Annotated in this window: 10 protein-coding genes; 5 read left to right on the plus strand and 5 right to left on the minus strand. The window is 64.3% G+C overall.

Annotated features, from left to right (window positions below):
- Positions 1–97 precede the first annotated feature (97 nt).
- Together ACSYDW_RS18810 and ACSYDW_RS18815 are read right to left on the minus strand one after the other, a co-directional pair.
- Positions 98–1,354 (minus strand): MFS transporter, encoded by a 1,257-nt coding sequence (locus ACSYDW_RS18810; RefSeq protein WP_438340265.1) that lies wholly within the window; start codon positions 1,352–1,354, stop codon positions 98–100.
- Positions 1,355–1,387: 33 nt separating this feature from the next.
- Positions 1,388–1,753, minus strand: a complete 366-nt coding sequence (locus ACSYDW_RS18815) for an ArsR/SmtB family transcription factor (RefSeq protein ID WP_438340266.1) — start codon at positions 1,751–1,753, stop codon at positions 1,388–1,390.
- A gap of 451 nt (positions 1,754–2,204) precedes the next feature.
- Here ACSYDW_RS18815 and ACSYDW_RS18820 point away from each other — a divergent pair, with 451 nt between their 5' ends.
- The 3 genes from ACSYDW_RS18820 to ACSYDW_RS18830 all read left to right on the plus strand — a co-directional run bounded on the left by ACSYDW_RS18820 (position 2,205) and on the right by ACSYDW_RS18830 (position 5,156).
- Positions 2,205–2,525, plus strand: coding sequence for an Rv3488 family transcriptional regulator (locus tag ACSYDW_RS18820; RefSeq protein WP_438340267.1), 321 nt, complete (start codon positions 2,205–2,207; stop codon positions 2,523–2,525).
- The gene (locus tag ACSYDW_RS18825) at positions 2,518–3,771 is read left to right on the plus strand and encodes an APC family permease (protein ID WP_438340268.1); all 1,254 of its coding nucleotides are present in this window, start codon (positions 2,518–2,520) and stop codon (positions 3,769–3,771) included. The genes ACSYDW_RS18820 and ACSYDW_RS18825 overlap by 8 nt, the downstream gene beginning before the upstream one ends.
- Before the next feature lie 389 nt (positions 3,772–4,160).
- Positions 4,161–5,156 carry an arsenic resistance protein gene (locus ACSYDW_RS18830; RefSeq protein ID WP_438340269.1) on the plus strand — a complete coding sequence of 332 codons (996 nt, stop codon included), beginning with the start codon at positions 4,161–4,163 and terminating at the stop codon, positions 5,154–5,156.
- 394 nt (positions 5,157–5,550) lie between these two features.
- Here the strand turns inward: ACSYDW_RS18830 and ACSYDW_RS18835 are convergent, their stop codons facing one another.
- The 3 genes from ACSYDW_RS18835 to ACSYDW_RS18845 all read right to left on the minus strand — a co-directional run bounded on the left by ACSYDW_RS18835 (position 5,551) and on the right by ACSYDW_RS18845 (position 8,079).
- Complete coding sequence (locus ACSYDW_RS18835; RefSeq protein ID WP_438340270.1) at positions 5,551–6,591, minus strand: PDDEXK nuclease domain-containing protein; 1,041 nt, start codon at positions 6,589–6,591, stop codon at positions 5,551–5,553.
- Positions 6,592–7,036: 445 nt separating this feature from the next.
- A complete protein-coding gene (locus ACSYDW_RS18840) occupies positions 7,037–7,297 on the minus strand; it encodes an SHOCT domain-containing protein (RefSeq protein ID WP_438340271.1) in 261 nt (86 codons plus the stop codon).
- 92 nt (positions 7,298–7,389) lie between these two features.
- Positions 7,390–8,079 carry an ArsR/SmtB family transcription factor gene (locus ACSYDW_RS18845; RefSeq protein ID WP_438340272.1) on the minus strand — a complete coding sequence of 230 codons (690 nt, stop codon included), beginning with the start codon at positions 8,077–8,079 and terminating at the stop codon, positions 7,390–7,392.
- Between the two features lie 94 nt (positions 8,080–8,173).
- Between ACSYDW_RS18845 and ACSYDW_RS18850 the strand changes: the two genes are divergently transcribed.
- Positions 8,174–9,568 (plus strand): MBL fold metallo-hydrolase, encoded by a 1,395-nt coding sequence (locus ACSYDW_RS18850; RefSeq protein ID WP_438340273.1) that lies wholly within the window; start codon positions 8,174–8,176, stop codon positions 9,566–9,568.
- Complete coding sequence (locus ACSYDW_RS18855; protein WP_438340274.1) at positions 9,565–10,848, plus strand: MFS transporter; 1,284 nt, start codon at positions 9,565–9,567, stop codon at positions 10,846–10,848. The genes ACSYDW_RS18850 and ACSYDW_RS18855 overlap by 4 nt, the downstream gene beginning before the upstream one ends.
- Positions 10,849–11,099: the final 251 nt, after the last annotated feature.

The raw sequence follows: 11,099 nt of genomic DNA on the forward strand, positions 1-11,099 counted from the left end.
TGTTCATCACGTCGAGTCGAGTCGCAATGGTCAGCATGCAATGACTATACATCGATCAGTGAACCATCTTGAATTGTCGGCGTGTGAAAACGATCGCTTACGAGTTCCCCCGAGAAACGGCGTTCGTGGTTTCGGGTGGTGGGGTTGGCGGCCTGGTTGGAGTGCGCCACGTGGCGAATGCCAGCGTTGCTCCGAGCATCCCGATGACCACGAGCACCAAGGCCGTGACCGGCAGCCCAAATATTGCCCCTAGGGTTCCGGCCAGGGGGTAGGTCACCAGGAAGCACGCGTGCGAGAGGGAAAACTGCGCCGCGAAGATCGCCGGCCTGGTTTGGTCGTCGCTGTTGCGCTGCAGGAGGCGGGATGACGGCGTGAGGATCGTGGAAGTTGCCGCTCCGATGATGAACCAAATCCCGATGAGTCCGAACCATTGTGCTTGCCCGGTTCCCCACTGCAGCACCGCAGCTCCCGCCAGCAATGCCACCGGCAGGGAGGCGGCACCGCAGAACATGACCCTTCGATCAGGGAATCGGTCCAGTAGCCGAGGGATGTTCAGGGCAATGATCATTGACCCCGCCCCATTGGCCGCCAGCATGATGGCAACGTCCGCTTGCGAACGTGCGAGATCCGCCTTGACCAGGACAACCGTGTTGACGATGACCATCGCCGTGGTGGTGGCGACAACAAGGTTCAGGGCCATCAGGCCCCTGAGCTCCGGCCGAGCCCAGAAAACACGCACACCGCTGGTGAGACGGCCGAAGAACCCCGAGCTGCCCGGTGGGTTGATGACCGGAAAGCGAGTGAGAGAGACAAGGATGGCCGAGCCGATGAAGCCGGCCACGGTGCCCGCAAAGAGGTCGTGGTAACTGATCACCGTCAGTAGGGCCGCCGCCAACATGGGACTGACAAGCGACTCCAGGTCGTATGCGAGTCGTGACAGTGACAGCGCGCGGGTATATTGGCGCTCTTCGGGCAAGACCGACGGAATGAGCGCCTGGAATGCCGGGGTGAAGGTCGCGGAGGCTGACTGCAGTAGGAAAATGAGCACGTAGATCTGCCACGCCTCGGTGACGAACGGCAGGCAAAGCGCCACACCGGCACGCACAATATCCGAGGTGATCAGCAGGCGTTTGCGCGGCACGTGGGCCACGAGTGCGCCAATGACCGGTGCGACGGCGACATAGGCGACCATCTTGATCGTCATGGCCGCACCCATGACAAGACCAGCGTCGCCCCCGGCGATATCGAAGGCAAGCAGGCCCAGGGCAATCGTCAGCAGGCCCGTGCCAAGCAGGGCAATGATCTGTGCCCCGAAGAGCTTGGCGTAGGCGGTATTGCGGAGCACGGCGAGCATGGGGTGGCCTAACGCTGAGTCGAAAGGAAGCGGCTAGTGCTGCGGGGCGTGGTGGTGTGGCGGCATCTGCCCGTTGGCAACGGAGTGCTCGGCCTGCTTGATTGCCTCACGCACGAGTGCGGAGGCATGTTCATCCGACAGTCGGTAGAGCACCTTGGTCCCGTCCTGGCGTGTGGTGACCATGCGGGCCATGCGCAGTCTCGCCAGATGCTGGGAAACCCCGGACGGGCTTTTTCCCACTGCTTCGGCGATGGCATTGACGGGGAGTTCATCGGTGCCGCGCAGTGCCAGGATGATCCTGATCCGCGTCGAATCGGAGAGGATGCCGAACACCTCGGCAGCGAGGTCGACAAATTCCGATGAGGGATCAAGGCCACATATATTCTTATCCGCATTCATACGCATACTCTAACACTCTGGCCGGACGCCGCGGCACCGAAGCCCAGTGCCACTTTCCCTGGTGGACATTGGCCGACCCGGAGGCTGACTGGCAGGCTGGCAGAAGACGTCTGCACAAGCCGAAACGCATGCGGGCCGTCGTTCAGACGGGTACCGAAAACGGCGTCTGAAACCGCGAGCACGCAGTGCGAAGTATGTATTTCTTAATTCCCGGTGCTTCCCAAAAACGGTCGGCATTGGTGACCCGAACGAGCGGCAGGCCATGACGGGCACTGATTCCTTACAACACGCGAGCTTGCCCTCGGATTCAGGGTGTTTGCGGCAGAAGAAAGCGCCGCTCAGATGAACAGTTCCCCAACAACCGGGGAAACGGCCCTGCAGGTGAGAAGCCGCGAGTAATATCGACTGTGGATATCGGGTTTCGATATCAGCGGACTTGAATGAGAAATTAATGCGTGAACTTACGCGTGCCGCCGTCCGGCTGCACATCCTGCACCATGCCGCCGAGGAAGAGATCCACGGCGCATGGATGTCGGAGGAACTCTCCAACCACGGATACGCAATTTCCCCCGGAACCCTGTATCCAACCCTGCACCGGATGGAAGAGCAAGGACTGCTCACCTCTCGCCAGGAGGTCGTTGACGGGCGACCCCGCCGAATCTACCGGGCCACGGCCCGGGGCATCGAAGCGCTGGCCGAAGGCCGCAAGGCCGTTGCCGAGCTGGCCGCCGAAGTCCTCCCCGCACCGCACAAGGACAACGAACATGAGTAACCAACCAACCTTGGCCCGCCGGCTAGGGACCACCGATGCCGTAGTCATCGGGCTGGGATCGATGATCGGGGCGGGCGTGTTTGCCGCCTTCACTCCCGCCGCCGCAGCGGCAGGATCCGGCCTTCTGGTGGGGCTCGTGGTGGCGGCTTTCGTCGCCTTCTGCAATGCCACATCATCCGCCCAATTGGCGGCGGCCTACCCGACCTCGGGCGGAACCTACGTCTACGGGCGTGAACGCCTTGGCCCGTGGCCGGGGTACCTGGCCGGGTGGGGCTTCATCGTCGGCAAAACCGCCAGTGCCGCAGCGATGGCCATGACCTTCGCTGCCTATGCGGCCCCGGCCGGGTGGGAGCGACCGGTTGCCATCGCCGCCGTCATCGGTCTGGCGGCCGTCAACTACCACGGAGTCACACGCACCGCACGGCTGACACGGATCCTGGTGGTTGCCGTGCTCATCGCCCTGGCCATTGGCGTGGCGGCCGCCTGGGGAGGCACCAAACCTGCGCCACTCAACATCCTTGGTGAAGGCCTCCTCGCCTCCGGGTGGTACGGGATCATGCAATCAGCGGGACTGCTGTTCTTCGCGTTCGCCGGGTACGCGCGGATCGCGACGATGGGCGAAGAAGTCCGCAACCCCAAGCGAACGATCCCGCGCGCCATCGGCACCGCCCTGCTCATCACGATCATCGTGTACGCGGTCATCGCCGTGACGCTACTGGCAACTATCGGGCCCGAGGGAATCGCGGCCTCCGCAACGCCCCTGGCCGATGTCGTGGGTTCGGGGACGTGGGCATGGGCCGCGCCGATCGTACGCATCGGTGCAGCCGTTGCCGCGCTGGGCGCCCTGTTGGCCCTGGTTGCCGGGTTGGGCCGCACCAGTCTGGCCATGGCTAGGGAACACGACCTGCCGAACTGGCTTGCAGCCGTCCACCCTCGTTATCAGGTCCCGCACCGTGCCGAGGTGGTCCTGGCGGTCGTGATCTGCGCAGTGATCGCCGTGGCGGACCTGCGGGGAGCCATCGGCTTCTCGTCCTTCGGCGTCCTGGTCTACTATCTGGTCGCCAACATTGCCGCGTTCACCCAACCAGACGCCGACCGCCGGTATCCCAAGGCGCTGCAAGCCGTCGGCGCCCTGGCGTGTGTTGCGTTGGTAGCGACGCTGCCACCGGTCTCGGTCCTGACCGGACTGGCCGTATTCATGGTTGGCATCTTGCTTCGGGCGCTCCGACTACGCCGCCAACGGTAACCTTCCGGACAGCGACAAAAGCGGGGGTCGGTGCAGCCAGCGCACACGGCCGTGAATCAGGTCACTGAGGCACTCGCAATTGTCGAACTGCCCTCCACCCCCGGCGTGCAGGGCCCGCACACAACGCAGAGTCAACCGTTGCATTTGTGCTGATCCAAAGCCACTCCGACAACCATCATTCCCCGGATCTATGGCCGCACGCCGGAATCTCAAAGGACACAATTTCGGTTGAACGTTGCCTGTGATGCGCACCCGTGGAGCAGACCTATCCACTAGGCCCAGGCCGCCAAAACAAACTGCGACAAGGCGGCCAAACCAAGGCAACCTTCTCGCAGGGCCCGGGCGGAAGCCCGAGACTAATTCATGGGTGACGGGCCATCCCGCCTAGCATGAACAGGGTGAATACGCGGAACTTCATTGCACGGATGGAACGCCATCAGATCGGTCTGTACCTGCTGGCCATCCTGATCGGCGGTGCCGTCGGATTCCTGGCACCCGGTTCGGCCGACGCCCTGGAACATACGATCAACCCTGTCCTGGGGCTGTTGCTCTTCGCGACGTTCCTGGGCATACCTTTCGCGTCCATAGGGAAGGCCGCCAAGGACTTGCGGTTCATGGGAACCGTGCTGGTGCTGAACTTCGTCGTTGTTCCAGTGGTGGTGTTCGGTCTGACGCGTTTCGTTGCCGGGGACCAGGCCTTGCTTCTCGGGGTCCTGCTGGTGCTTTTGACCCCCTGCATCGACTACGTCTTAGTGTTCACCGGACTGGCCGGCGGGGCCAGCGATCGGCTGCTGGCCGCCGCTCCGGTCTTGATGTTGCTCCAGATGCTCCTGCTGCCCCTCTACTTGCTGCTTTTTGTCGGCCCCGAAGTGGTTTCGGCCATCGACCCTGCACCCTTCGTCGAGGCCCTGGTCTTCCTGATCCTGATCCCCTTGGCCGCGGCGGCACTCACTCAGTCGCTGGCACGCAAGGCAGCGACGGGAAGGATCGTCATGGATGTCATGCAGGCCTTGATGGTTCCCCTCATGATGGCGACCCTGGCGGTTGTCGTCGGTTCACAGATCACCGGAGTCGGAGAGGAGCTTGGCTCGCTGCTGGCGGTGGTTCCGCTTTATGTTGCCTTCCTGCTGGTGATGGTGCCGCTGGGGATGCTGGCGGCCAAACCGGCAGGCCTCGATGTCGCAGCCACGCGTGCGGCGGTGTTCAGCGGCGCGACCCGCAATTCCCTGGTCGTTCTCCCGCTGGCCCTGGCGCTGCCCGAACCCCTTGCCCTGGCCGCACTGGTGGTGGTCACCCAGACGCTGGTCGAACTCATCGGCATGGTCCTTTACGTCCGATTCCTGCCCCTCATCATCCGCACCGAGCACCGCCGCCAACCGGCCTGAAAGTCATCCCGACAGCTCATAGAACTAACGGTCACATTCCTCACCAGGTCGCCCAAGCTGTCCCGTAAGACGGTCGATCAGTGGTGCCACGTACCCAAAACTATTCAGACATGGAATCCGCATGGTTCCGCGGCCGCTGGAATCCCGTAAGATCGGCCCGCGAAAATGCCCGGTTCGCGGGGGCATCAAACGGACGCGCACGATCGCCCCGGAACGGGGTATGCGCTGTTCCTTGCTGAGCCGACGATGGACACGAATTTGAAGCCGGTGGCGTTGCTGCCCAGTGAGCCAAACAGAAAGGCACAGCGGTGAATCAAGGAAGTGTCGCTTGGGGTGGTTTGCAGTGACGCTTTCGGGGGGATCAATCCTGGGCTGATGGCGCGCCAGCCGTCGGCTATTTTTCTTCCGGTTCCGCCCAGTCCAGGGCGGCGGCGAGTTCGTCGGCATCGGGCAGGGCCTGTTGTTCCGCGGGAGGCAGCGTCTCGTACGTGTAGGTGGACACGGCCATGGGGGTGTTGGACTGGTTCAACGCGTATCTCACCGTGTGTTCGTTGCGGCTGCCGCAGATCAGGATGCCCACGGTGGGCGCATGGGCGGCCCGACGGAGCTTGTCGTCGACCAGGGCGATGTAGAACTGGAGCTTGCCGGCGTACTCGGGCTGGAACTTTCCGGTCTTGAGTTCCACGACGACGTAGCGCAGCTGCTCCACGTGGAAGAACAGCAGGTCGAGGTAGAAGTCGTCGCCGTCCACGTCGAAGTGGACCTGCCGGCCGACGAACGCGAATCCCGGACCCAGTTCCCGCAGGGTCTCCACGATGCGGTCCATGAGGGCCTGCTCGAGGTCGCGTTCGGCGATCTCCCCAGTGAGGCCCAGGAATTCCAGGGTGTAGGGGTCCTTGGCCATTTGCTGCACCAGTTCCGAATCCGGCGCCGCCAGGTGTCGTGCGAAGTTGGACGGCGCCGCCCCGGTTCGTTCCAGCGTCTTGTTCATGATCATGTTCATCAGGACGTTCCTGGACCAGCCGTGTTCCACGGCCGCGCCGGCGTACCAGTCCCGGGAATCCAAGGGGAGGTTCTTGTCCAGCAGGACCCGGATGTGGCCCCACGGCAAATGTCCCACAGCCTGTGGGACATTTGGGTCCCAGTCCTGCCATGCGGCCGCGAAGGCGCGCATGTACTGCAGGTTGCTGCGGGACAGGCCGGTCATTTCCGGGAATTCCCGGCGCAGATCCTCGGCGAGCCTGGTGATCACCGCGCTTCCCCACCCCTGGCGTTCCTGCTCTGCCAAGATCCGGTTCCCGATGTTCCAGTACAGGTCGATGAGGGCCGTGTTCACGACCCGCTGGGCCTGCACCCGGGCCGAGCGGACGCGGTCCTTCAGATCGGTGAGGAATTGGGCGTAGCCGTCGGGAACGAGGGAACCGGTTGTTGACATGACGACCAGCTTATCGCCGGCCCAAACCCCGGGCGACCAGGGCAAGATGCTTCTGCATTGTCGCTTCCCATGGGAAGCAAGCCAACTGGGTCATATGTGCCGCTAGCGGCGGTTGACCGGAAGCATTCCGTAACCCGAGCTCACACAATATGGCCGCATGATTCTCGGGACGATTCATGGCCACCGCGTCGTGGGGAACAGGACGATGAAGACATGGGATCGGGAAGCGAAACGATTCTTTGCTGAGATTCCGGTCTGATTGTCTCCGCGTCGAATTTGAGGGGCTGGGATGTGAATCGCAACGGTAAATGGCCTGGTTATGGCGGTTCTTAATGGCCGGTGAACAAGGCCTGTCGTACGGTATTGAAGATCTCGGGGGTGAGCCCGGTGAAGTCCAGTGAGGCGAGGATGCCGACCAGCAGCTAGCTCCGCAGGGAAAGAAGCCTCAGAGCTTCCGCCTGAGAGTCTCGCGGCGCGCGGTGAACTCAGTTTCGTCGATTTCACCGCGGGCAAATCGTTCGTTGAGGATCCGTTCGGCCTCGTCGTGAGAAGCGCCGTAGCGACCGGAATGCCCGGGTCCTTCGGATCCCCGGCCACGGACCAGCAGGATCACGACGGTAACAACGCCGCCCCAGAAAAACAGCATAGTCAAGGCCATCAGAGCCCACCCCCAGACTCCCCAGCCGTCGTTCCATCCATACATCATGCGAGGACCTCCATCCGCGTGACGTGTTGCCTGATTCCAGGCCCAACGAACGACGCCGTGGCCAAGTGCGGGGCAACAGGGCATTGATTTGTCTAGACGGCGGCGGCTTCCACGGGCAGGCCGCCAAGGCGCCATTCAAGCATTCCCTCGTGCAGCCGCCGGGCTCGACGGCCGTTCGAGTGCAGCAGGTCCACGGCTTCGTAGGCAAGGACGCAGTACGCCCCGCGGCAGTAGGCGACGATTTCACGGTCATCGGGCAGCTCGGAGAGCCTGTCGAGGAGCTGGTCGAGCGGGATCGAGACGGCTCCGGGGATGTGGGCCACGCCGTATTCCTCGTCAGGACGCACATCGAGCACTGTCACGGTTCCGGCCCCGACGCGCGCGAGGAGGTCTTCGCGGGTGACTTCCTCTTCTTCGGCCCGCGCGCCATCCAGACCCAGGTAAGCGACCCGCTTGGACTCAACCTCGGCCACGTGCTCCTGAGCGACTGAACGGAGCAGGCTGTAGAGCCGGAGGATGTCGGGGCCGGCGAGGTCATAGTGGATCCGGTTCCCGTCCCGCCGGGTGGTAACCAGCCCGGCCTGGCGCAGCGCCTGCAAATGGGCCGAGGCGGTACTTAGCCCCAGTCCGGCGGCTGCGGCGAGGGTTTCCACGCTCCGCTCCCCCTGACTGAGCAGGTCCACCAGCTCAAGCCGCTTGCCGTTGCCAAGGGCCTTGCCGACGCGGGCGAACTCCTCGAAGAGCTCCGATTTCCTGGCCTTGTCTCCCACTTGCTCCTCCAAATATCCATGTAATACTGGAGCAAATACTATTCCACGTTTTCTTGGAATACCAGCATAGTGCCGGACGTCGCCCCCGGCACGGAAGGAAACAATCATGGACTCCTTGAATCTGATCCCCGTCGTGGACGAGGGACTGGGCAACTCCACCTACCTGCTCGACCTCGGTGATGGGCGGGCCCTCGTCATGGATCCCGAGCGGGATTTGCGCCAAGTCCGCGCCGAGGCCGCCCGGCGCGGACTGAGCATCGCCTATGCTGTGGAAACCCACCTGCACGCCGATTTCATCTCGGGCGTTGCCGAACTTGCCGGGATCGAAGGCGCCACCGTGCTGGCTCCCGAGGTCGGACCCCGAGGCTTCGCCCACACCGGACTCACCGACGGCCAAAGCGTTGACATGGGCCGTTTCACTCTGGAGGCCCTGCACACCCCCGGGCACTCCCCCGAGCACCTCTCCTACCTGCTCCTGGAAGGCGGGGACCTGGCCGGGATTTTCACCGGCGGTTCCCTGATGGTGGGCACCGCTGGCCGCACCGACCTGGTCAGCCCGGAGATGACGGTGCCTCTGGCCCGGGCACAGTACCGGTCATTGCAGCGCCTGATGGAATTCCCCGACGCCACCCCCGTCTGGCCTACCCACGGTGCCGGTTCCTTCTGCTCCGCCGGCGGCAGCGGTGACCGGGTCACCACCATCGGCACCGAACGCGCCACCAACCCACTGCTGCAGGTCGACGGCGAAGACGCCTTCGTCGATGCCCTGTTGGGCAGCCTGGGCACCTTTCCCGACTATTTCCTTCGCCTGGGCGAAATTAACAAGCGCGGCCCGGCCGTCCTCCACGGGGAGCGCCGCCTGACGCCGCTGTCCGCGGCCGCCGTCAAGACGCTCATCGACGACGGTGCGCAGATCGTTGACGTCCGCCAGCCGGCGGCCTATGCCGCCGGCCACGTCCCCGGTTCACTCTCCATCCCCTTCCGCCCGGTCTTCGCCACCTGGCTCGGATGGCTCGCTACCCCGGAACGCCCCGTGGTCATCGTCCGCTCCCCAGACCAGGACCCGACCGACATCGCCGCCGCCGCCGCAAAAGTCGGATTCGACACCCTCGCCGGCGAACTCGACGGGTACTACCCCGCCTGGACCCGGACGCACACCGGCACAGACCAGCTGGCCCTGCTCGAGCCCGCCGGGATGATCGATCGGCTGCAGGCCGGGGCCGCGGTCCTGGACATCCGCCAGGCCGGTGAATACGCGGCAGGCCACGTCCCGGGCGCGGTCAACATCGAACTCGGCTACCTCGCCGACAACCTCTCAGCCATCCCCGAAGGTCCGGTCATAGTGATGTGCGGCCACGGCGAACGCGCCGTGGGCGGGGCGAGCGTCCTTGCCGCGTCCGGCCGTACCGGCATCGCCGTCTTCAATGGCGGACCCGCCGACTGGGCGGCAGCCGCCGGCAGCGATCTCGAAACCGCTATGGATCCGGCGGCAGCCAAATGAGCAAGCACGACACCACGACCGGCAAACCGGGCGCCCGGGGCGCAATCGGGCTGGGCCTGAGGCAGAATCTGGCCCAGTTCATCCTCCTTGTCGCCGTCAATGCCCTCGTCGGCGGCACCCTGGGCCAGGAACGCACCGTGCTCCCGCTGCTTGCCGGGCAGGTCTTCCACCTGGACCTCTACACCTCCGCCCTGACCTACATTCTGGCCTTCGGTCTCGCCAAGGCCGGAACCAACTACTTCGCAGGCACCCTCTCGGACCGCTACGGTCGAAAACCCGTCCTGATCAGCGGCTGGATCATCGCGCTGCCCGTCCCGCTGCTGCTGATCTTCGGACCCTCCTGGGGCTGGATCGTTGCCGCCAACGTGATCCTGGGCATCAGCCAGGGCCTCACCTGGTCCACCACCGTCGTGATGAAGATGGACCTCGTCGGCCCGTCCAAGCGGGGCCTGTCCATGGGCCTGAACGAGGCCGCCGGTTACCTCGGCGTTGCCGCCACCGCCCTGGCCACCGGCTACATCGCCGCCACCTACGGACTGCGGCCCGGGCCCTTCCTGCTCGGCGCCGCCTACATCGCCCTGGGACTGGGTCTGTCGCTCTTCGCCGTGAAGGAAACCCGGGGCCACGCCCAGTTGGAGGCCGCCAACCATGTCTCCGCCCACTCCGACGCCCACGCGGAGCTGAGCAACAGGGAAATCTTCACCCTGACCAGCTTCCGGGACAAGTCGCTGTCCTCGGTCAGCCAGGCAGGCATGGTGAACAACCTTAACGACGGGCTCGCCTGGGGACTTTTCCCCGTGCTTTTCGCCGCCGCCGGACTGAGCATTGAAAAGATCGGTATCATTGCCGCCGTCTACCCCGCAGTCTGGGGCGCCGCGCAGCTCGTCACCGGGGCTCTGTCGGACAAGTACGGCCGGAAATGGCTGATCGTGGGCGGAATGCTCCTCCAGGCCGTCGCCCTGGCGATGATCGCCCTCGGTCAGGAGTTCGGGATCTGGCTGGCCGCCGCCATCCTTCTCGGTCTCGGCACGGCGATGGTCTACCCCACGCTGCTCGCTGCCATCGGCGATGTCGCCCATCCCCAGTGGAGGGCCCGCTCGGTGGGCATCTACCGTCTCTGGCGCGATGGTGGATTCGCTGTCGGCGCGCTGCTCTCCGGAATCATCGCCGACGCATTCGGCATTCCGGCCGCAGTCGGCGTCGTCGCATCCCTTACCGGAGCATCAGGCATCCTGGTCGCCGTCCGGATGCGCAGTACAGACCACCACCCCGCCGCCTGAGCCCACAGCCTGAATGCAGAGCTCTGCCGGTAGCTCCGGCCCGCGTACGTGGCGTTCGCCGGCGCCTGCCACAGATCAGGGTGCCCGGGCATTTGCAGGCGGCGGCCAATCCGTGAGAATGAGGACCGCAGACACGCGGCGAGTCGGGTACTGCGTCTTTCCTCAGACGACCACGGAAACTGGCAACTTTGGAATGCACATGGGCGATAGGCAGTTTTCTGCCTGATCAGGGTTCCTTCATACGGACGCAC

The sequence above is a fragment of the Paeniglutamicibacter selenitireducens genome (genome assembly GCF_051550675.1).
Classification (GTDB): Bacteria; Actinomycetota; Actinomycetes; order Actinomycetales; family Micrococcaceae; genus Paeniglutamicibacter.

What these genes read in the sequence shown, in the direction of transcription:
- ACSYDW_RS18810 (WP_438340265.1), bottom strand. Translation starts at nt 1,354, where the DNA reads ATGCTCGCCGTGCTCCGCAATACCGCCTACGCCAAGCTCTTCGGGGCA.
- ACSYDW_RS18815 (WP_438340266.1), bottom strand. Translation starts at nt 1,753, where the DNA reads ATGAATGCGGATAAGAATATATGTGGCCTTGATCCCTCATCGGAATTT.
- ACSYDW_RS18820 (WP_438340267.1), top strand. Translation starts at nt 2,205, where the DNA reads ATGCGTGAACTTACGCGTGCCGCCGTCCGGCTGCACATCCTGCACCAT.
- ACSYDW_RS18825 (WP_438340268.1), top strand. Translation starts at nt 2,518, where the DNA reads ATGAGTAACCAACCAACCTTGGCCCGCCGGCTAGGGACCACCGATGCC.
- ACSYDW_RS18830 (WP_438340269.1), top strand. Translation starts at nt 4,161, where the DNA reads ATGAACAGGGTGAATACGCGGAACTTCATTGCACGGATGGAACGCCAT.
- ACSYDW_RS18835 (WP_438340270.1), bottom strand. Translation starts at nt 6,591, where the DNA reads ATGTCAACAACCGGTTCCCTCGTTCCCGACGGCTACGCCCAATTCCTC.
- ACSYDW_RS18840 (WP_438340271.1), bottom strand. Translation starts at nt 7,297, where the DNA reads ATGATGTATGGATGGAACGACGGCTGGGGAGTCTGGGGGTGGGCTCTG.
- ACSYDW_RS18850 (WP_438340273.1), top strand. Translation starts at nt 8,174, where the DNA reads ATGGACTCCTTGAATCTGATCCCCGTCGTGGACGAGGGACTGGGCAAC.
- ACSYDW_RS18855 (WP_438340274.1), top strand. Translation starts at nt 9,565, where the DNA reads ATGAGCAAGCACGACACCACGACCGGCAAACCGGGCGCCCGGGGCGCA.